20 protein-coding genes are annotated in these 19985 nt (G+C 42.3%); 15 read left to right on the top strand and 5 right to left on the bottom strand.

Annotated features, from left to right (window positions below; all coding sequences use genetic code 11):
• Window positions 1-135 precede the first annotated feature (135 nt).
• The 6 genes from NCCP2331_RS12905 (at window position 136) to NCCP2331_RS12880 (ending at window position 4939) form a co-directional block, all read left to right on the top strand.
• Window positions 136-1512 (top strand): GGDEF domain-containing protein, encoded by a 1377-nt coding sequence (locus NCCP2331_RS12905; RefSeq protein WP_251671176.1) that lies wholly within the window; start codon window positions 136-138, stop codon window positions 1510-1512.
• 278 nt (window positions 1513-1790) lie between these two features.
• On the top strand, window positions 1791-2078 hold the full coding sequence (locus NCCP2331_RS12900) for a DUF6509 family protein (RefSeq protein ID WP_153721454.1): 288 nt from the start codon (window positions 1791-1793) through the stop codon (window positions 2076-2078).
• Between the two features lie 106 nt (window positions 2079-2184).
• Window positions 2185-3168, top strand: coding sequence for an NAD(P)/FAD-dependent oxidoreductase (locus NCCP2331_RS12895; RefSeq protein ID WP_153721453.1), 984 nt, complete (start codon window positions 2185-2187; stop codon window positions 3166-3168).
• Between the two features lie 140 nt (window positions 3169-3308).
• Entirely contained in the window at window positions 3309-3806 is a 498-nt protein-coding gene (locus NCCP2331_RS12890) for an LURP-one-related/scramblase family protein (RefSeq protein ID WP_251671174.1), read from the top strand.
• A gap of 133 nt (window positions 3807-3939) precedes the next feature.
• Window positions 3940-4464 carry a D-glycero-alpha-D-manno-heptose-1,7-bisphosphate 7-phosphatase gene (locus NCCP2331_RS12885; protein ID WP_251671172.1) on the top strand — a complete coding sequence of 175 codons (525 nt, stop codon included), beginning with the start codon at window positions 3940-3942 and terminating at the stop codon, window positions 4462-4464.
• A 112-nt stretch (window positions 4465-4576) separates the two neighbouring features.
• The gene (locus tag NCCP2331_RS12880) at window positions 4577-4939 is read left to right on the top strand and encodes a DUF488 domain-containing protein (protein ID WP_251671170.1); all 363 of its coding nucleotides are present in this window, start codon (window positions 4577-4579) and stop codon (window positions 4937-4939) included.
• 64 nt (window positions 4940-5003) lie between these two features.
• Here NCCP2331_RS12880 and NCCP2331_RS12875 read toward each other — a convergent pair whose 3' ends face one another.
• Together NCCP2331_RS12875 and NCCP2331_RS12870 are read right to left on the bottom strand one after the other, a co-directional pair.
• Window positions 5004-6032, bottom strand: a complete 1029-nt coding sequence (locus NCCP2331_RS12875) for an NADP-dependent oxidoreductase (protein ID WP_251671167.1) — start codon at window positions 6030-6032, stop codon at window positions 5004-5006.
• 151 nt (window positions 6033-6183) lie between these two features.
• Window positions 6184-7419 carry a serpin family protein gene (locus NCCP2331_RS12870; protein WP_251671164.1) on the bottom strand — a complete coding sequence of 412 codons (1236 nt, stop codon included), beginning with the start codon at window positions 7417-7419 and terminating at the stop codon, window positions 6184-6186.
• Window positions 7420-7586: 167 nt separating this feature from the next.
• Between NCCP2331_RS12870 and NCCP2331_RS12865 the strand changes: the two genes are divergently transcribed.
• The 6 genes from NCCP2331_RS12865 (at window position 7587) to pstB (NCCP2331_RS12840) (ending at window position 13108) form a co-directional block, all read left to right on the top strand.
• Entirely contained in the window at window positions 7587-8297 is a 711-nt protein-coding gene (locus tag NCCP2331_RS12865; protein WP_251671163.1) for a response regulator transcription factor, read from the top strand.
• A gap of 412 nt (window positions 8298-8709) precedes the next feature.
• On the top strand, window positions 8710-9618 hold the full coding sequence (locus tag NCCP2331_RS12860) for a phosphate ABC transporter substrate-binding protein PstS family protein (RefSeq protein ID WP_251671161.1): 909 nt from the start codon (window positions 8710-8712) through the stop codon (window positions 9616-9618).
• A gap of 95 nt (window positions 9619-9713) precedes the next feature.
• A complete protein-coding gene (pstC, locus tag NCCP2331_RS12855) occupies window positions 9714-10592 on the top strand; it encodes a phosphate ABC transporter permease subunit PstC (RefSeq protein WP_251671186.1) in 879 nt (292 codons plus the stop codon).
• Complete coding sequence (pstA, locus tag NCCP2331_RS12850; RefSeq protein ID WP_153721445.1) at window positions 10589-11473, top strand: phosphate ABC transporter permease PstA; 885 nt, start codon at window positions 10589-10591, stop codon at window positions 11471-11473. The genes pstC and pstA overlap by 4 nt, the downstream gene beginning before the upstream one ends.
• A gap of 44 nt (window positions 11474-11517) precedes the next feature.
• Window positions 11518-12318: a phosphate ABC transporter ATP-binding protein PstB gene (pstB, locus tag NCCP2331_RS12845; RefSeq protein ID WP_153721509.1), complete on the top strand. Its 801-nt coding sequence runs from the start codon at window positions 11518-11520 to the stop codon at window positions 12316-12318.
• 10 nt (window positions 12319-12328) lie between these two features.
• Window positions 12329-13108 (top strand): phosphate ABC transporter ATP-binding protein PstB, encoded by a 780-nt coding sequence (gene pstB, locus NCCP2331_RS12840; protein WP_285835519.1) that lies wholly within the window; start codon window positions 12329-12331, stop codon window positions 13106-13108.
• 338 nt (window positions 13109-13446) lie between these two features.
• Here pstB (NCCP2331_RS12840) and NCCP2331_RS12835 read toward each other — a convergent pair whose 3' ends face one another.
• Window positions 13447-13671: a hypothetical protein gene (locus tag NCCP2331_RS12835; protein WP_251671159.1), complete on the bottom strand. Its 225-nt coding sequence runs from the start codon at window positions 13669-13671 to the stop codon at window positions 13447-13449.
• Between the two features lie 205 nt (window positions 13672-13876).
• A complete protein-coding gene (gene trhO / locus NCCP2331_RS12830) occupies window positions 13877-14851 on the bottom strand; it encodes an oxygen-dependent tRNA uridine(34) hydroxylase TrhO (RefSeq protein WP_251671157.1) in 975 nt (324 codons plus the stop codon).
• 371 nt (window positions 14852-15222) lie between these two features.
• On the opposite strand from trhO, the gene NCCP2331_RS12825 reads away from it, so the two are divergent.
• Both NCCP2331_RS12825 and NCCP2331_RS12820 read left to right on the top strand, forming a co-directional pair.
• A complete protein-coding gene (locus NCCP2331_RS12825; RefSeq protein ID WP_153721443.1) occupies window positions 15223-16590 on the top strand; it encodes a polysaccharide deacetylase family protein in 1368 nt (455 codons plus the stop codon).
• 184 nt (window positions 16591-16774) lie between these two features.
• Window positions 16775-17593, top strand: a complete 819-nt coding sequence (locus NCCP2331_RS12820; protein WP_194841082.1) for a DUF368 domain-containing protein — start codon at window positions 16775-16777, stop codon at window positions 17591-17593.
• A 45-nt stretch (window positions 17594-17638) separates the two neighbouring features.
• Here NCCP2331_RS12820 and NCCP2331_RS12815 read toward each other — a convergent pair whose 3' ends face one another.
• A complete protein-coding gene (locus NCCP2331_RS12815) occupies window positions 17639-19144 on the bottom strand; it encodes a catalase (RefSeq protein WP_251671155.1) in 1506 nt (501 codons plus the stop codon).
• Between the two features lie 254 nt (window positions 19145-19398).
• On the opposite strand from NCCP2331_RS12815, the gene NCCP2331_RS12810 reads away from it, so the two are divergent.
• Window positions 19399-19875, top strand: coding sequence for a hypothetical protein (locus NCCP2331_RS12810; RefSeq protein ID WP_251671153.1), 477 nt, complete (start codon window positions 19399-19401; stop codon window positions 19873-19875).
• Window positions 19876-19985 lie beyond the last annotated feature (110 nt).

Below are 19985 nucleotides of genomic sequence, written 5' to 3'. Positions count from 1 at the left end.
CTATAGGATAGTAAAGAGAGGTGAAGTGAACTGGATAATTATTTTCGCACCAAGTTAACCATCATCCTCATTTCATTTACACTATTCCTGTCACTCATTATCGTCGTCGCAGATTATCATAAGCTGAAAATGAATGTGAAAGTTAATTTAGAGAGACAGATTCAGGTGGCGGAAGATGAAATCATCACCAGTCTATCAACCATCGATAAAGTCTATAACATTCTGGATGTGGACCGCACTGCTATTATGGAAACCTACTCTCAGGAGTTATTAGAGAAGTATGAGCAAAATAATGATTTTTCGACTTGGAATTATAAGCAGCTTGAAAAAGAAAGCGGAATGCAAATATTTATAATTAACGGGGAAAATGAAATTATAGAAAGCAGTTACCAAGATGATGTTGGATTAAACTTTGACGAATGCTGTAAAAACTTTGGAAAACTGCTGACTGAGCGTCGTCAGAGCGGAATTTTTTCTCATGATGCACTTGACGTTCAGCAGAATACCGGAGAATTTAAGAAATTCACCTATATGCCGACTCCGGATGGTGAATACCTGATTGAACTGGCTTATAATTTGGAAGATAAAATAGAATTCCAGGAATTTAATTTCATCGATACGACTTTGCGTCTCGAAGAGGAAAATGATCAGATTAAATCTATTAATGTCTATACGTCGCTTGGTTTATTGCTTGGAGACAGGCAATCGGAGCGGGAAGAAAAAATAGCACCGTCTCGTGAGGCTGTTTTTAAGGAAGCTTTCAGGGATTTCGAAGTAAAAGAAAAGATTTCCAAGGAAAACGGGCAGGTTTTGACTTATCGGTACATACCCTATAGAGCCGAGAAAGCAGAAGGGCTATCGACAAACAGAGTTGTAGAAATCGCATACTATGATGTACCTGTTGCCGGTGTTCTTGTTTCTTACAGAAATGAATTTATCTATCAAATTATCGCGATAAGTATGGTAACGATTATTCTTTCGATAATTATTGCACGTATGATTTCAAGGCCGGTTCATTTGGCTTTCCATGATGTGCTGACAGGCTTGAAGAACCGCGCTGCATTTGAGGATTCTGCAGTTGAATGGCTGCGCCGTAAGAAAGGGCCGCTGCAGTTTATGATTATTGATTTGGACAATTTCAAGTTGGTAAACGACTCTTTAGGGCATGGAGAAGGAGACCGGCTCCTCAGGCAGGCAGCTAAAATTATTGAAAAAGAAAGCGGCAGTGAAAATCTGTCTGCACGAATAGGCGGAGATGAATTTGTCGTTTTATTCTCCAGGCTGACTGAGGAAGAAGTGAAGGAGCGTGCTGAAAACATGCTCGGGTCAATGAGAGACTGCTTTAGTTATTTGGAGAAAGATGATATTCACTTATCGATCAGCATAGGAATAGCGATTGCGGATACGAAAGATACGATGCATACACTCTATCATAAAGCAGATGTAGCCTTGTATCACTCTAAGAAAAAAGGAAAGGATCAATATTCCTTGTACCATTATTTAGAGACCTGAAAAACGGTTATATGTGATGACTTTTTTCGTCTAATATTAAATGGTTCGTTTTTTAACAGACATTGCTTAATTGAATCAATAATATCCTGGACGTGTCAATGTAAGCATGTAACTCCTCCTAAACCGTTCACACGGTGTTTATCCCTTCATTTTCCAGCAAAACAAGGTGGAAAGAAAGTTTTTAAGATAAATCTGCTTCATAAATTGCCCCACTCCTATTAAATGAGGTAGGATAGAGGAAGCAAACTCTTTACAGAGCGGGAAGAAGGAGAAATTGAATGAATATAGTAAACGGCAAAGCACAAGAATTAGTAGATCCAACAGGAATTATCGAAGGTCAGAGATATGAATTTCTTTTGACAGTTAAACTGGATGAAGAAGACGAATTATTCAATGAAGACGGCACGGGACTGAAAGTGCTTTATTCGGTCAGAGACGGCCAGCGTAAAATGCTTACATACCAATTTTACGAATTGGCAACGGACAGTGTTTACGACGTGGAATGGGACGATGAAGAAAAGGCTGCAGTAGAGCAGTACTGCCTGACAAATTTTCCGGAGATGTAAAACAAAATAGATGTTTTTATTCACTAAATAGTAGATAATATAATTGGAATATATGCAGTAATCTCAGTAGTTTCACATTAATGAATTGGTTATAGGAGTGTTTTACATGAATGAAGAAATAGTGGATATCACGATTATCGGCGGCGGACCGACGGGATTATTCTCATCTTTCTATGCTGGTATGCGTGAAATGTCTGTAAAAATTATCGATAGTCTGCCACAGCTCGGCGGACAATTGATTGAGCTGTATCCGGATAAATATATCTATGATGTAGGAGGCTTCCCGAAGATTCTGGCAAAGGATCTTGTGGCGAACTTAGTTACACAGGCGCATTATGCCAAACCGGAAATTATCTTGGGAGAAGCAGCGGTTTCTGTAGAGAAGAAAGACGATTATTTCATCTTGACTACGGATAAAGGACAGCATCTCACACGTACAATATTATTGACTGCAGGAATCGGGGCATTCCAGCCGCGTAAAATCGGTTTGAAAGAAGAGCCTGTTTTTGAAGGAAAGACACTGCACTATGGCATTAAGGACCTTTCTTTGTTTAAGGATCAGAATATCCTCGTCTGCGGCGGAGGCGACTCTGCACTAGATTGGGCTCTGATGCTTGAAGATATCGCTTCCCAAGTGACACTCGTTCATCGCAGAGAACGTTTTACAGCTCATGAAACGAGCGTCAATCAGCTTCATAATTCATCGGTCAATGTATTGACTTCACATACTGTGAGCGAAATTCACGGCGACGGTGAAAAAATTGAGAAATTAATTCTGACTGAAAAAGGCGGGGACACAAAAGAGTTTGAAGTAGATCATGTAGTGGTGAACTACGGCAACATTTCTTCTCTCGGTCCGTTGAAAGAGTGGGGGCTCGAGATGGAGCGCAACTCGATTGTCGTTAATTCACGTATGGAAACCAACATCCCGGGCATTTTCGCAGCAGGCGATGTAACCACATATGACGGGAAAGTGAAATTGATTGCGGTTGGTATGGGAGAAGCGCCGATTGCGATTAGTCACGCTAAATCATTTATCGATCCAAAAGCAAAACTTCAGCCTTTGCACAGTACAAGTGTATTTGGCTAATATGAAGAGAAACGGCCTGTATGACTTGTTCATGCAGGCTTTTTTATATGCAAAATCAGTCTGAATTTCATGATAATGAAACCCTTTATAACTAATCACGTATAGTAAGTAACGAGTTTCTAATACAGGGAGGGAATTAAATGAAGCAGCTGTATATCAAGCAAAAAGTATTCAGCATGGCGGGGAAATTTACAGTGAAAGATCAGAATGAACAGGATGTCTATTATGTAGAGGGAAGCTGGATGAAATTCCCTAAAACATTTTCGATAATGGATACGCAAATGAATGAAGTGGGACTGATCACCAAAAAAACGTTCAGTTTTCTGCCGACCTTTTTCGTTGAAGCAGAAGGGCAGGAGACAGTGACAATCAAAAAGCAATTTACTTTCTTAAAATCTGCTTACTCCATTGACGCGGCGGGGATTGAAGTTAGAGGCAACTGGTGGGATATGAACTTTGATGTTACACAAAACGGAGAAGTCATCGGGACAGTAGATAAGCACTGGTTTACATGGGGAGACAGTTATCAGATACAAATTATGAAGGAGGAAATGGAAACATTGATCGTAGCTTTAGTAGTGGCGATTGATTGTGCGAAAGCCGATCAGGCTGCATCCAGTTCTGCAGCTTCGATGTAAGGGCAGATTATGCAGATGAATAGAATGGGAATTGCTCGAAGAAACGGCGTACGGGTGGAAATTCTAGTCAGAGTGCATCAGCGCCCGCAGTACGTACATACTAGGTTTGATAAGAGACCAGGAGGGATCATTTTTGAAAAAGGCTGTCTTTCTTGACCGCGACGGGGTCATCAATGAAGTTTTGACCGAGCGGGTTAAATTTGTAAACCGTCCGGAACAGTTGTTTTTTCTGCCTGATACAGCAAAAGCAATCCGGATGCTGAATCAAGTGTTTGATTATGTATTTGTTGTCACCAATCAAGGCGGCGTAGGCTTGGGCTTTATGAAAGAAAAAGAGTTACAGAAAATTCACAGCCATATGATTGCAGAACTTCGAAAAGAAGGCGCTGAAATCAAGGAAGCCGTTTATTGTCCGCATAAACCGAGATCAGGCTGCGCATGCAGGAAACCGAACAGTAAGCTCATTGAAGATCTTGCTGACAAATATGATGTGGAACTTGCTTCTTCTTATATGGTGGGGGATACGGACACGGATATTTTAGCCGGGAAAAAAGCTGGAGCCAGAACCGTATTCATTGGAAACAGTGATCCGCTTGCCGACGCAGTGTATCCTGATCTCCTAGGTGCAGCTGAATGGATTTTGAATGACAGTATGTGAAAAAAGGTAGGGGGATCTAACATGAAACTGATCGGCAGACTTCCTTTTAATTGATTGATCTGCAGTTCGAGAGGGCAAAGGCTAGCAGGTGTACAATGCGAGGAGGATGGAAATGGCAGTACAAATTAAGCGGGCTTATGAGAAAGCTGATAAAAAAGACGGCATGCGAATTCTGGTGGATAGAATCTGGCCGCGCGGTGTCAGTAAGGAAAAGGCGGAGTTGGATGAATGGCTGAAAGAAGTGGGTCCGAGCAAGGAACTTCGTAAATGGTTTGACCATGACGCCAATAAATATGAGCAATTTAAAAAGAAATATAAGCAGGAACTGAAAGAAAACAGCACACAGCAAGAAGAACTTGAAAAGCTGAAGGAATGGACAAAAGAACATAATAAAAATCTGACGCTTATATTCGGCGCGAAAGAAGAAAAGTACAACCAGGCAGCTGTCTTAAAGGAAATACTGGATCATCAGTAAACTTCCTAGCGTTAGGCTAGAAAGAGAAAATCCCCTGTGACTCACTGCACAGGGGATTTCTTGTTTATTGTTCTATCTTTACTGGATCAGCGACTTTAACTAGCTGCTTACCTAAATTTATTCCTTCGAAAAGCCCAAGAAACGCTTCCGGAATTTTCTCGAAACCATTGACGATTGTCTCTTCATATTGCAGTTTTCCTTCTGAAAGCCACTTGCCTAATTCAGCTCCGGCAGTGCTGAAATCTGCTGAATAGTCACCAACCGTGAAGCCTTTCATTAACGCGCTTGTTTTGATCATTGCGGAATGAGGACGCGGGCCGAGGTCTTTTTCTGTCTTATTATAACCAGATATCGCTCCGCATAATGCAATACGCGCGTGGTTATTCAACAGTTCGAATACTGCATCTGTCACTTCGCCGCCAACATTATCAAAATATATATCAATTCCGTCAGCTGCTGCAGCTTTCAAGTCATCACGGAAACTGTCTTTTTTATAATTTACGGCTTCATCAAATCCCAGATCATTTTTCAGATAATCAATTTTTTCTTGTGAACCTGCAATCCCGATGACTTTCGCGCCTTTCATCTTGGCGATTTGACCGACAACTGAACCGACTGCTCCGGCTGCTCCCGATACTGCGACCGTTTCCCCTGCCTGCGGTTTACCAATATCCAACAAACCAAAATAAGCTGTCAGTCCGGTCATACCTAAAATGCCTAAATGTGCAGTAATCGGTGCTGCAGCAGGATCGATTTTACGAATGTCTTTCTCGGCGGCTGCAGTGTATTCAGCCCAATTCAGATTTCCTACAACAAAGTCTCCCGGTTTGAAAGAATCTGAATTAGATTCAATCACTTGGCCGACCACTCCGCCAACAATTACTTCGTGTAGTTTAAATGGCGGTATATATGATTTTACATCTTGCATACGTCCGCGCATATAAGGATCAACTGATACGTAAAGTGTCCGGACGAGCACTTCATTTTCATTGATTGAAGGCATCGGTCTATCGACAAAATCAAATGTTTCCATTGTCGGAAGTCCTTTTGGACGGTTTGCTAAATGAATTTCCTGCTGTGTTGGCTGTGTCATGTGAATTCCTCCAGTTTTCTTCGTATTCTTATCTTCAAGCTGTATACAGTAACAAGCACTCACTAAAAGTAAGTAGGTATTAAGGTTACTATTAGTAAGTTTCAATGTCAATCAGAAGGCACTTTACTGAAAAAACGTCCGTTGTGACTTCTTACTGGTCAGGATACATAATCTTTCCTGCAAATAAAATAATATCTGCCTCCTGCTCTCGGATAGTCAGGAAAAATGGACGATCGGCTCGCAATTTAAATGTCTCTGCGGGTGCAGATGCCTCAGATACTCCGACAGAAGTCACTGCAGCGGCTTCTGTGCCGTCTTCGTCGACCGACAGAAAGGTTTTCTGCTTTACTTCGCTTACAAACAGCGATTTGTTTTCCACAGTGAGTTTGCCAAGCTCTGCCTGATCACTAAATGCGCGCTCCATTCCCAATTCACTGAGCAGACTGTTCAACACGGCTTCATATTCAAGTTCAAATCTAGGCAGTTGTACTGTTCCTGTCTGTTCCTCAAATGTCTCCATCCACATACGATGCTTTTCAGACGTCCAAGAATTCAAAAATACATCGATATTGCTATTTTCTTTCGGTACATAAATATCCATAGTCATTTCACCTTTTCCATAAGGAAGTGATACTGCCTGAAATTCATCGTTTTCCATATAAGGCACAGTCTTCTGTAAACTCATAAATGGAACAGTCGCTTCGGAACCGTCTTCCAGATGAAAGTTTCCATCGGCAGTAGCTCCTGCACTGAACGGATAAGTCCAGTCTGCTTTAAAATATACGGCATTCATCAGGTACATTACCAAATTCCCTGGCAGCTGCGGTTCGACAATCTCCTCAATTTTACCGTTAGTTGAATCCGATGCCCATTGATTGATACGTTCTGCAGATTTTCGTTTGCTGACATCAATTTCTTCAGCGGATCCCAAATAATAGTCATGAATCAGGCTTTTAAAATCATCCTGCAATGTGTAGTTGTCATTAATCCACAAAGAATTAGCGATATGAACGGTTGTATCTTCATCCAGATACTGTATTCGGTCAAGCAGTGATGCATTTGCCCGGTTCAGTTCGTCCGGTGACATTTCATTCGCCTGTATTGCCTGGATTATACCTGCACGTGTTTCTCCTTCAGCTCCGTTCTGCAGCATGGACACGGCCATAAAGAGACTTACCGGTGACACGAATACATTCCCGTCGTCATTCGGTTCGGCATGCAAGGTGAGTTCACGGGCAAGCTTCAGAGATGGATCAGATAACTTTTCCAGATCTCTTTCTTCAAATGAACCGGTGACCTCTTTCCGGGAGATATTTTGATCTGTTTCTCTGCCGCAGGAGACAAGTAAGAGAACTGCCAGGAGAAAGACAATAAATTTATTGGACATATTTTTCAGCTCCTTTACCCAGTTGTCGAATGACCGCTAAAAAAGTTACATAAATGAGTCAATAGATTTGTAAATGAATACGAAAAAAGTAGACATTTTCTGAAAGGCGCCGTACAGTAGACTTATAAACAGACTGAAAAAGTCTTGGCTGTAAAGGAGCTAAATGGATGAAAAAGATATTGGTTGTGGAAGATGAACAATCCATTGTCACGCTTTTGCAATACAATTTAGAGCAAGCCGGGTATCAAGTGTACGTTGCACGTGACGGAAATACAGCAGTCTCCATGACATTATCGGAAAAACCTGATCTGCTGCTTCTCGATATTATGCTGCCGGGAATGGATGGGATGGATGTCTGCAAAACGCTGCGTCAGGAGAAAGTGCATACACCGATTTTGATGCTGACAGCCAAAGGTGATGAATTCGATAAAGTTCTGGGACTTGAACTAGGAGCTGATGATTATCTGACCAAACCTTTCAGTCCGCGGGAAGTCATGGCCCGTGTGAAAGCAATCCTCCGACGAATAGAACTGCAGGATTCGCTCTCCGTAAAAGAACCAGAAGAGCAAGTCGAAGTCAGGGCAGGGAAGCTCGTTATTTATCCTGAAAAAGTAGAAGCGTTCATGCAAGAAAAATTATTGGATCTAACACCGAAGGAATTTGAATTGCTGCTTTATTTGGTCCGCCATTCTGGTAAAGTCCTGCACCGTGAGCAATTGCTGGATGCCATATGGAATTATGAATACACGGGAGATTCACGTATCGTCGATGTTCATATCAGTCATTTACGCGAAAAAATTGAAATTGACACGAAAAACCCTATTTATATCAAGACAATTCGGGGGTTTGGCTATAAGTTTGATACACCTGCCGGTTAATTGTTCTGTATACATAATAAAGTTGAGCTGCCCATAAAAAGGCAGCTTTTTTCTATCTATATAAGTTGTATTAAACTTTTTACATCGTAAGGAAGCTATGTTCTATCTACTCAGTTGATTGAAGTGCAAGGCGGCGACTCTGGGAGGATCAGCCCGACAGGTGATGACAACTTAGGGGAGCGAAGCGACCAAGTTGGCTCACCGCGGGCCCTCCAGAACGCGTCCGCCTGGAACGGAAATCAACGGTACTAGGTAACTTATAGAATGCTTATTTATTAATTCCACTTATATATACAGAACATTTACAAAACCTTTACGTTTCATCCATCATGGCTTAACATCCATAGATTACATTAGATATGCAGCTGAAAGTTGGCTGACAACCATATGAGTAATCGAGGAGGCACCATCAATGAAGAAAAGCAATCGATTTACACTGTTGGCATTTGTTTTACTATGCACATGGGTAATGGCAGCCTGCAGTATAACGAAGGCAGATGGAAGTCAGGAAAAAAATAATTCCAATGAGACTGACTCAGCATCGGAACCGATTACAGCGGTAGGTTCGAGTGCATTGCAACCTTTAGTGGAAGCTGCTGCTCAGCAATACACGGCAGAAAATCCGGGCGCAGTCATTAATGTACAGGGCGGCGGCAGCGGCACTGGATTAAGCAAGATCAGTGAAGGTGCAGTTGATATTGGAAATTCTGATATTTTTGCGGAAGAAAAAGAGGGCGTGGATGCAAGTGCTTTGACAGATCACAAAGTGGCTGTAGTCGGCATGGGTCCTGTTGTTCATAATGAAGTGGGTGTGGAAAATGTCAGTACGGAAGAATTGATTGGAATCTTTACTGGTGAGATTACAAATTGGAGTGAGCTTGGCGGACAAGATCAGGACATCATTGTTATTAATCGTGCACAAGGATCAGGGACACGGGCTACATTTGAAGCATTTGCTTTACAGGGGAAAGAGCCTATCGAAGCACAGGAGCAGGACTCATCAGGGACTGTCCGTAAGATCGTCAGTGAAACACCCGGTTCAATAAGCTATCTGGCATTCTCGTATTTTGACGACTCTACAGCTGCTCTGAAAGTCAATGGGGTGGAGCCGAATCAAGAAAATGTGGAAACGAATGACTGGGAAATCTGGGCATATCAGCATATGTACACAAATGGCGAGGCAAAAGGACTTGCGAAAGACTTAATCGTTTATATCCTTTCAGCAGAAGTTCAAGAGCAACTGCTTCCTGAAATGGATTACCTGCCAGTGACAGGTATGAAGATTGAGCGGGATGCAGAAGGCAACATCACGGAAAAATGAAGCCATCCTATTGATTCCGCTGCTTGAAAGGAGAATAGATCGTGGCTAAATTACTAAAAGAGTCCGAGCATCCGCTATATCGTAAAAGTAATAAAATGCGTATGGAGAGGGCAGGCAAATGGATTACCTTTGTGTCTGTCGTTCTGACCGCAGCTATCACAGTAGCCATTTTATTGCTCGTTTTCACAAAAGGACTTTCGACATTCGCAGTAAATGATGGAAGTTTGAAAGAATTCTTGACGGGCACAGAATGGAATCCCGGAAAAGTAAGTGAGATGGGGAAACCGATTATCGGAGCGCTTCCTTTCCTGGCAGGTTCATTGGCGGTGACAGGCATATCTGCTGTCATCTGTGCGCCGATCGCAATAGGTGCAGCAATATTTATGAGTGAAATATCGCAAAAAACAGGGAAGAAAATCATGCAGCCGGTAATCGAGCTGCTGGTGGGAATTCCTTCGGTTGTTTATGGTTTTATCGGTTTAAGTGTAGTCGTTCCCCTGTTGCGGGAAGTATTTCCCGGGAGCGGTTTTGGGATCGCGGCTGGAACCATTGTTTTATCAGTCATGATTTTGCCGACTGTCACGAGTTTATCACTCGATGCAATCCAATCCGTCCCGCGTTCATTGCGGGAAGCATCTTTGGCACTGGGTTCGACGAGGTGGCAAATGATTTATCGAGTGGTCTTGAAAACAGCGAAGCCGGGTTTAATGATGGCGATAATTTTTGGGATGGCCCGCGCATTCGGTGAAGCACTGGCTGTTCAGATGGTTATCGGTAACGCTGCCGTTATTCCACATTCGCTATTCGAACCAGCTTCGACGCTGACGAGCATTTTGACGATGGGTATGGGTTATACGGTGATGGGGCAAGTGGAAAACAATGCCCTTTGGTCTCTTGCTCTCATACTTTTGCTAATGTCACTGTTCTTTACACTGGCGGTGCGGATAATAGGAAAGGGGAGGACTGTCCGATGAATGCCAAGAGAGCCGATCAACTCGCAACTGTCTGTCTGTATGCAATTGTCGGAATCATCGTTACGCTGCTTGCAGGATTGCTGGGATTCGTTTTTGTAAAAGGAATTCCTCAGCTCAGCTGGCAATTCATTACCTCTCCGCCGCAAATCTTCAAAGAAGGCGGAGGAGTAGGACCCCAACTGTTTAACTCGTTTTACTTACTCGTTCTGACCTTGCTGATTTCTGTGCCTGTGGCAATAGGCGCGGGTATCTACTTGGCGGAATATGCAAAAGACAATTGGCTGGTTCGCTGTATTCGGGTACTGATTGAAGTACTGTCATCTTTACCTTCAATCGTCGTCGGATTGTTCGGGTTTCTATTCTTCGTGTTGTATTTAGGATGGGGATTCTCTATTTTATCAGGCGCACTTGCACTTTCGGTGTTTAATTTACCACTGCTCGTGCGGGTAGTTGAACAATCGATCAGCAATGTTCCTAAACAGCAGAGAGAAGCTGGCTGGGCACTTGGTTTTTCGAAATGGGAGACAATAACGACCGTTGTTCTGCCCGCGGCTCTGCCGGGTATCGTGACTGGTGTCATTCTGGCTTCTGGACGTGTATTTGGTGAAGCGGCCGCGTTGATTTACACAGCAGGAATGAGCACGCCTGCAATAGATTTTACAGATTGGAATCCGCTATCGCCGGTTTCACCTCTCAATCCATTCAGACCTGCAGAAACAATGGCTGTACATATTTGGAAGATTAATGGTGAAGGTATTATGCCGGATGCATCTGCCATTTCAGATGGTGCTGCGGCATTGCTGATCATTTCTATTTTAGGATTTAATTTAGCGTCACGTTTCATTGGAAGATTGATGTTCAAAAAATTAAGCGCCGGTTAATGAGGAGGACGCATATGCAATCGATGGTATTACATCCTGCCGTTATGAAAACCAAATCGATGAGAGTTTCAGAGGGATCGGGTTTTGCAGCAAGCTCTGCACTGCAGACGAAAGAACTTTCTGTATTTTACGGCGAGCATCAGGCGGTAAATCAAGTCAGCATTTCATTTCGTAAGCAATCCGTCACTGCACTGATCGGTCCTTCGGGATGTGGCAAATCAACATTCTTACGCGCTTTGAACCGAATGAATGATGATATTGACCAATGCCGTGCAGAAGGAGAAATTTATTATGAAGGAATTGAACTGCATTCTGAACGCGTGAATTTGCATGAAGTGCGCAAACAGATCGGTATGGTATTTCAGCGGCCTGTGCCTTTTGCTAAATCTATTTTCAAAAATGTAGCATCAGGACCAATGCGCCATGGTGTGAAAAAGCAGTCAGAATTAGAGGAGATTGTAGAAGACAGTCTGAAGAAGGCAGCTTTATGGGATGAAGTAAAGGATCAATTGAATACATCTGCATTGCGGTTATCAGGCGGTCAGCAGCAAAGGCTGTGTATCGCAAGAGCGCTGGCCATGCAGCCGAGTGTGCTGTTGCTCGATGAGCCTGCATCTGCGCTTGATCCGGTATCGACTGCGAAAATTGAAGAGCTGATTACTCAATTAAAAGCAGATTATACGATTGTCATTGTCACGCATAATATGCAACAGGCAGCCCGAATATCTGATGAAACAGCTTATTTCTACATGGGAAGAGTAGTTGAGCATGGCCAGACAGGACAAATCTTTACTAATCCATTGCATGAACAGACAGCTCATTATATCAATGGACGAATCGGATAGGAGGAAGGGAATGTCCCAGACAGCTGCACCAATAAAGATGCCGGCAATTCAAACAGAAGATTTGCAGTTCCACTATGATTCACTGCACGCGCTGAAAAACATCAATTTGAAGATTGAACGTAAACAGATCACCGCATTAATTGGACCGTCAGGATGCGGCAAGTCAACATTTCTTAGGACACTGAACCGAATGAATGATTTAATTCCGGGTATCCGTACGGAAGGTGGCATCTGGATTGACGGTGTAAATATTACCGATCGTTCAACAGATCCAGTGGACCTCCGAAAAAAAGTGGGCATGGTCTTTCAGCATGCTTCTGTGTTTCCTGGTTCAATTTACGAAAATATCGCCTTTGGACCAAGGATTCATGGCGTGAAAAGTAAAAGAGCATTAGATGATCTAGTAGAATCAAATTTGCGTTCTGCTGCTCTTTGGGAAGAAGTAAAGGATCAGCTTGGCAAACCGGCAGCCGGTTTATCAGGAGGGCAGCAACAGCGTCTGACCATCGCCAGAACCCTTGCAACCAAGCCGGATATCATTCTGATGGATGAACCGACTTCCGCACTGGATCCCATTTCCACAGCAAAAGTCGAAGAGCTTATCAAGTCTTTGAAAGAGCAATATACCATTGTCATCGTGACCCATAATATGCAGCAGGCCGCACGCATTTCCGATTTCACCGCTTTTTTTCTGAATGGGGAAGTGAAAGAGTTTGGAAGTACAGAAGCTGTTTTCTCACGTCCTGCCCATCAAGAGACAAAAGACTACATAGCAGGAAAGTTCGGCTGAATATTTATGTAATCAGCAGCAGAACGAAAAGATCCAAAAATCTCGAGTCCTCACCAAAACGTGTGCTTGAAAGTTTTGACTGTGATTGAGCAATATAGAGTAAGTGGAAAAAATACCGTTACCCTGCGTTCCAGGCGGACGCGTTCCGGAGGGCCCTCGGTGAGCCAACTGGTCGCTTCGCTCCCTTTAGTTGTCTCATCCTATCGGGCTGATCCTCCCGGAGTCGCCGCCTTGCACTCCGGTACACTGGCTGGTTTTTCAGAACTTTTTATGTGAGTTGCAGTATGAGCATACTATTTGAGTTTAATACGATAGGTAAGGTACTTATGCATTACTTATTATTCTGCAAAGGCTAAGATTCCTGTGATCAATGCGTTTGCAAAGTCGGGAAACGGAACCATGCAAACTAATTCTTTACTCTGCAAAAAAGCAGCATGACATACTTTCACTAACACCAGCGAAGGCGCAACTGCGGGGTTAGCCGTGGCTATGAGACTGCTGGCACGCTCTTCGCCAGTAGGCTCATAGCGTAAGGCAATCCCCCAGCGCCGAAGCGGGTTCAAACTGCAAACTCACACTTCATTCAAAACTCCTGCAAAGTCGAGTAACGAAACTTGCACATACTAAATCCATACCCTGCCAAAATGCGGCAGGGTTTTCGCCATATGTACGTGACAGATTGCTTCTTTTTTGTGTTGCCGTGAACAGAGCACTAGGGAAGATAAATGAAAACAGCCAGTATCCATGAAGGAAACTGGCTGTCTGTTATTAAGAAATTTTTTCGCTTGAACGCAGCTCTTCAATTTTTGCCATCCGTGCATCAAACTCATCAACAGTCAAATTATGTTCAACGAAATACCGGTTACGCGGATGCGTGCGGCACTCGTCTGAACAGCTGCGCATATAGAAATGCTCATTCTCTTCAGAACATAGAATTTTCGCGTTGCATTCAGGATTCGCACAGTTCACATAACGCTCGCAAGGTGTGCCGTCAAAATGATCGCGTCCAACAATTACATGTTCCACTTGGTTGATAGGAACTGCAATACGCTCATCAAATACATAACATTGTCCATCCCATAACTGTCCTTTGGCGACAGGGTCCTTGCCGTAAGAAACAATTCCTCCATGCAAGTGTGCTACATCCTCAAAGCCCTCGCGTTTCAGCCAGCCTGTGAACTTTTCACAGCGGATTCCGCCTGTACAATAGGCAAGAATCTTTTTGCCTTCAAGTTGTTCCTTGTTTTCCAACACCCATTCCGGAAGATCACGGAAGTTTTCGATATCAGGACGGATTGCACCGCGGAAATGACCCAGATCGTACTCGTAATCATTTCGTGCATCTAAAACGACTGTATTTTCATCCTGCATTTGCTCTAAAAATTGATCAGGCTCTAAGTATTCACCTGTTAATTCCAGAGGATTGACATCATCAGGCAAACTGAGATTGACAATTTCATTTCGAAAGCGCACATGCATTTTCTTGAACGCATGGCCGTCTGCTTCGTCGATTTTAAACCAGATATCCGCAAAACGGGGATCAGCTTTCATATGCTCCATGTATGCGTCCGTCTGTTCAACCGTCCCGGAACATGTACCGTTGATACCTTCTGCACCAACTAGGATTCTGCCTTTTAAACTGTGTTCCTTACAAAATGCCAAATGCTGAGCTGCGAATTCTTCGGGCTCTTCAATTGTGACATATTTGTAAAATAATAAAATACGATATTCTTTCTTTTCCATTCTGATTACCGCCTTCTGTTTTCTCTTTGCAATAGATAACAGCCGAGATCGGTGTGTATCAAAGGGATTTAATCTCCCTTGTACTCGAATTTGCAAGAAACGAGCCTTAGGTATTATATCACAAATCAGTTTTCTGTAAAAGTGTTTATCCATTTAGCTGTAATTTTTCTTTTGAAATTGGCTGCTGAATTACAATGAAATTCTTGTTTAGTTATATTTTTATTGTATACTGAGAACTAGACATATTTTTATAGATTTCGCTATAAAACTACCACAGTTGACTAATTTAGCTAGTAATCTTTTTAGTTAAAATGAAAACATTTTTAATTTTTTAGCGGAACTTTGGAAAAATCAAAAAAAGGAGTCTTTCTATGAAATTTAAAAGAAGAAAACGCCGTTCACTATGGATAGATGTTGCGTTTTCAAGTGCAATTATGGCAATGACTGCTTTTGCGTTGCTGTTAATCTTCAATACATCAGACAGTTCAACAAGTGCCTCGCCTAATAAAATAAAAGAAGAACCTAAACCGGAAGTCTTGATTAATTCAAGTGATTCTAATTTTCCTGGTATAAAAATAGTGACAGAAACAACGAATGATCCGAAACAGCCTTTTGCAATTCAATATCCGCAAAGTGAATATGAAGAATTTAACAGCCGGATTTTAGAATACATAGATCAATGGAAAACACGCTATTTTGAGAATGACGAAAATCAGGATGCGTCTGCAAAAGAATTGAATATTTCATTTGAAACGGTTCAGAATCAATCAGGTAATTATTCTTTCGTAATACTTGCTGCGATTTCTACAAGTGAAACGGATATAGATTCAGAAATCCGTACATTCCATATTCAGCCGGAAACAGGCAAAGAAATTAAAATGGCGGACTTGGTGGGACAGGACGTGGAGAAACTGAAGCGTACTGCGAAAGTTGTTCGTGACCACATTTACCAGAATCCTGATTTTAAAGATGTTCTGCTTCCTGAAAATGTCTGGCAGCCAACTGAGCCGCTTTGGAGAAATTATCAAAACTTCGCCTTAACCGATCAATCAGTATTGTTCTATTATGGAGCAGGCGTCTTTACGGAAGAATCAGAAGGTCCAGTCACAGTTGAAGTCCCTTTAGAAAAGTTAAATCCCTTCCTGGCTGCAGACTATCAGGTAGAAATAACGGAAAAGCCTGCAGGAAAAAAAGTGGCACTGACATTTGATGACGGTCCGGATCCGAAATCTACCGTAAGAATTCTCGAGACATTGAAAAAATACGATGCAAAAGCAACATTTTTCATGCTTGGAAGCCGTGTAGAATATTATCCTGAGATCGCTCAGCAAGTTGCTGAAGCAGGTCATGAACTGGGCAACCACTCATGGAATCACCCTTCATTGACTAAATTGCCGGATAAAAAGTTATATGATGAAGTGCAGGGAACGACCGATATCATCAAGCAGGTAACAGGTGAACCCGCAACTGTCTTCCGTCCGCCCTATGGTGCGGAGAATGAGCGTGTTAGAGCAATTACAAATCTCCCAGTCGTGTTATGGGATGTTGATACATTAGATTGGAAACATCATGATCCACAAAAACTGTTGGCTAAAGTGAAAGCACACACGCGAAACGGCAGTATCGTTCTGATGCATGATATTCATAAATCAACAGCTGACGGACTCGATTCTGTGCTCGCATATTTGCAGTCGCAGGGCTATACATTTGTAACAGTATCTGAACTTGAAAATTATTAAACTAAAGTTGTTTCATTGTTTTTCTTCTGACAATGGAACAACTTTTGTTTTGCGGCAGTCCTATTGAGCGGAAGCAGGACATACAGTAGTTGAAACCAGAATGTGAAAACAACTGAACGATGTAATTTACTGTAGACAGCGTGACATACTGTTAGGAATGAAATTCATTGGAGGAATAACGGGCATGGAATGGAGAAATTTATATCGAGGATTTTTAATGGGCATCAGTGACTTGATTCCCGGTGTAAGCGGTGGAACTATAGCATTTATATTAGGTATCTATGATCAGCTGCTGGTCTCAATCAGCGGATTTTTCAGTAAAGACTGGAAAAAACATATTGGCTTTTTGCTGCCTCTGGGAATCGGAATGGGAGCGACAATCATTTTATTCAGTAAAGTGATTTCTTATTTATTGAAGCATTATCATGAACCTACTCAGTTTTTCTTTTTAGGTTTGATAATCGGGGTGATTCCATTCATATCAAAACAGGCAGGACTGCGTAAGAATTTTAAACTGCATCATATTATTTTCATGATACTCGTTGCTGCAGCTTTGGCTTCTACAGCTTTTGTGAAGCCGCTAGAACCTCTATTAATCACTCATTTGACAATGAAATCAACAGTTATTTTGTTCTTTTCCGGCTGGGCGGGAAGTATGGCCATGCTGTTGCCTGGAGTCAGCGGTTCATTCGTTCTGTTGCTGATCGGAGTGTATTCGACTGTAATTACAGCTATTTCAGATTTTAACTTTCCGGTTATTATAGCTACGGGCTGCGGGATTATAGTTGGATTTATAGTAAGCAGTAAACTAATTCGTTTTTTACTGGGACATTTTCGTACAGGCATGTTCACAGTAATTATGGGCTTGATTATCGGTTCTATTTTCGTTATCTTCCCAGGAATTCCTGAAAGCGGAACGCCTTACGTCATGAGTATTATTGCAATCATTACAGGTCTGATTGTAGCCAATATTTTAAATGGAGTAGGGGAAAAGGCAGCATGAAAAACGCTTAGAGACCAAAAGTCTCTAAGCGTTTTTTATCGCCGATCAGTTATCCACGATTGTTGTGGTATTTTCGATATCTACGTCAGCCATTGGGATTCCAAGAGCTTTTGCAACACCTTCACCGTATTTTGGGTCTGCCAAGTAGCAGTGACGGATGTGTTTAATTTTGATTTCAACAGGAGCATCGCCCATATTGCGTGCGGTGTTGCCGAATAAACGCTCTTGTTCTTCTGTGCTTAAAATATTGAACAACTTCCCGGGCTGTGTGAAGTAATCGTCATCATCTTCACGGAAGTTCCAGTTGTCCGCATCGCCATGAATTTTCAAAGGAGGCTCTTTGAAGTCCGGCTGTTCTTGCCATTCACCGTAGCTGTTTGGCTCATAGTGTGTGGTAGCGCCCATATTGCCGTCTACTCGCATCGCGCCATCACGGTGGAAACTGTGGAACGGACATTTTGGCGCATTAACAGGAATCTGATGATGATTGACGCCCAAACGATAGCGCTGTGCATCGCCATACGAGAATAAACGTCCTTGCAGCATTTTGTCAGGAGAGAATCCAATTCCGGGAACGATCGCTGCAGGGGTAAATGCTGCCTGCTCCACTTCTGCAAAGTAGTTTTCTGGATTACGGTTTAATTCAAATTCTCCAACTTCAATTAAAGGGAAATCTTTTTTGTACCAGACTTTTGTCAGATCAAATGGATTGTACGGCATTTCATTTGCCTGTTCCTCAGTCATCACCTGAATATACATCTTCCATTTCGGGAAGTTGCCGTTATCGATGTTAGACAGCAAATCACGCTGTGAACTCTCACGGTCTGTAGAAATCGTTGCTGCAGATTCTTCATCCGTTAAATTATGAATGCCTTGCTGGGAACGGAAGTGGAACTTGACCCAGTGACGTTCGTTATTTGCATTGATCATGCTGAATGTATGGCTGCCGAAACCATGCATTTCACGGAAGGAACGGGGAATTCCACGGTCACTCATAATGATGGTAATTTGATGAAGCGCTTCAGGCAGGGAAGTCCAGAAATCCCAGTTATTTTTCGGGCTTCTCAAATTTGTTCTCGGATCACGTTTCACTGCATGATTCAAGTCAGGGAACTGCAGCGGGTCCCGGAAGAAGAAGACGGGTGTGTTATTGCCGACTAAGTCCCAGTTACCTTCTTCTGTATAAAACTTCAGGGCAAATCCGCGAATGTCACGTTCTGCATCAGCTGCACCGCGTTCACCGGCAACAGTCGAAAAGCGTGCGAACATTTCTGTTTGCTTGCCAATCTCTGAAAAAAGTTTTGCTTTCGTATACTTGGTAATGTCGTGAGTTACAGTGAAAGTGCCATATGCGCCTGAACCTTTCGCATGCATTCTGCGCTCCGGAATTACTTCACGATCGAAATGTGCCAGTTTTTCTAAAAGCCAGACGTCCTGTAAAAGAAGTGGCCCGCGCGGCCCGGCTGACATAGAGTTTTGATTATCAACTACAGGAGCACCTGCAGCGGTTGTTAGTTTTCTTCTTTGATAATTGTTTTCGTTAATTGACATTATGAATTCCTCCTGATTTATTCATTTACTACTTATAATCCTAATTATAGCAGACTGTTAAACAAAAGTGAACAGTTATTTATAATAATTATTACTTAGTAATTAATATCTCTAAATAAAAGTTATTTACTGATATATATTTCATCATAAATTGTTGCCGGCTATTTGTCTAGAATAATGAATTGTGCAACGAAGAATGAAAGATTGATGTATAATAACGAGAGAAATAGTTTGTCTGAAAGGAATGTTGATCAATGAAATCAGCGAGTAAAATGTTTTTGATGTTTACAGTCATTGCAGGATTGTTGTTAAGTGCTTGCAGTGAAGAAAAGAAAGAGATAGAAGATAAGCCCGAATTGGATAAACCCGCAGAAGAAGCAGTAAAGATTCCTGCACTGTCTGATGAAGGATTTTTCGAAGATTTACATAGTCGATTAACAAATGAAGGTTTTACAGTTAGCGAACCTCTGGAAGCTGATCCTGAACTTTTTGGGGCAGAAAGCGGAATGACCCTTCAAATAAATGGGGAAAAGCTGATGCCGCTGCACGTATATAAATTTGCTGATTCAGATGAGCGTCTATCTGAAGTAGATGAAACAGGTTATCTTCATATAACTGATGAAACGAAGAATGAACGGATTGCCGCCAAACGAAAAGAATCCTTCATTATATATTTGCATAAAGGGCATCCAGATTATGAAGAAGTAATGGAACTGCTCGAAGACTTGTAAGAATTCAGCCTCATTTACATCTAACCGCCAATTTTATCCTCTATCCCTCATGTTTCAGCGGTAAATATGCCCTTGTTACAAAGCCGCCATAACTTACGTACATTTCTGAC

Source organism: Sporosarcina sp. NCCP-2331, assembly GCF_023707945.1.
GTDB classification, from domain to species: domain Bacteria; phylum Bacillota; class Bacilli; order Bacillales_A; family Planococcaceae; genus Sporosarcina; species Sporosarcina cascadiensis.
Note: the sequence above shows the minus strand (reverse complement) of the source record. Positions and strands in the feature narration are given on the sequence as shown.

What these genes read in the sequence shown, in the direction of transcription:
- pstA (WP_153721445.1), top strand. Translation starts at nt 10,589, where the DNA reads ATGAATGCCAAGAGAGCCGATCAACTCGCAACTGTCTGTCTGTATGCA.
- NCCP2331_RS12890 (WP_251671174.1), top strand. Translation starts at nt 3,309, where the DNA reads ATGAAGCAGCTGTATATCAAGCAAAAAGTATTCAGCATGGCGGGGAAA.
- NCCP2331_RS12900 (WP_153721454.1), top strand. Translation starts at nt 1,791, where the DNA reads ATGAATATAGTAAACGGCAAAGCACAAGAATTAGTAGATCCAACAGGA.
- NCCP2331_RS12820 (WP_194841082.1), top strand. Translation starts at nt 16,775, where the DNA reads ATGGAATGGAGAAATTTATATCGAGGATTTTTAATGGGCATCAGTGAC.
- NCCP2331_RS12815 (WP_251671155.1), bottom strand. Translation starts at nt 19,144, where the DNA reads ATGTCAATTAACGAAAACAATTATCAAAGAAGAAAACTAACAACCGCT.
- NCCP2331_RS12880 (WP_251671170.1), top strand. Translation starts at nt 4,577, where the DNA reads ATGGCAGTACAAATTAAGCGGGCTTATGAGAAAGCTGATAAAAAAGAC.
- NCCP2331_RS12860 (WP_251671161.1), top strand. Translation starts at nt 8,710, where the DNA reads ATGAAGAAAAGCAATCGATTTACACTGTTGGCATTTGTTTTACTATGC.
- trhO (WP_251671157.1), bottom strand. Translation starts at nt 14,851, where the DNA reads ATGGAAAAGAAAGAATATCGTATTTTATTATTTTACAAATATGTCACA.
- NCCP2331_RS12870 (WP_251671164.1), bottom strand. Translation starts at nt 7,419, where the DNA reads ATGTCCAATAAATTTATTGTCTTTCTCCTGGCAGTTCTCTTACTTGTC.
- NCCP2331_RS12875 (WP_251671167.1), bottom strand. Translation starts at nt 6,032, where the DNA reads ATGACACAGCCAACACAGCAGGAAATTCATTTAGCAAACCGTCCAAAA.
- pstB (WP_153721509.1), top strand. Translation starts at nt 11,518, where the DNA reads ATGAAAACCAAATCGATGAGAGTTTCAGAGGGATCGGGTTTTGCAGCA.
- NCCP2331_RS12810 (WP_251671153.1), top strand. Translation starts at nt 19,399, where the DNA reads ATGAAATCAGCGAGTAAAATGTTTTTGATGTTTACAGTCATTGCAGGA.
- pstB (WP_285835519.1), top strand. Translation starts at nt 12,329, where the DNA reads ATGTCCCAGACAGCTGCACCAATAAAGATGCCGGCAATTCAAACAGAA.
- pstC (WP_251671186.1), top strand. Translation starts at nt 9,714, where the DNA reads ATGCGTATGGAGAGGGCAGGCAAATGGATTACCTTTGTGTCTGTCGTT.
- NCCP2331_RS12865 (WP_251671163.1), top strand. Translation starts at nt 7,587, where the DNA reads ATGAAAAAGATATTGGTTGTGGAAGATGAACAATCCATTGTCACGCTT.
- NCCP2331_RS12825 (WP_153721443.1), top strand. Translation starts at nt 15,223, where the DNA reads ATGAAATTTAAAAGAAGAAAACGCCGTTCACTATGGATAGATGTTGCG.
- NCCP2331_RS12895 (WP_153721453.1), top strand. Translation starts at nt 2,185, where the DNA reads ATGAATGAAGAAATAGTGGATATCACGATTATCGGCGGCGGACCGACG.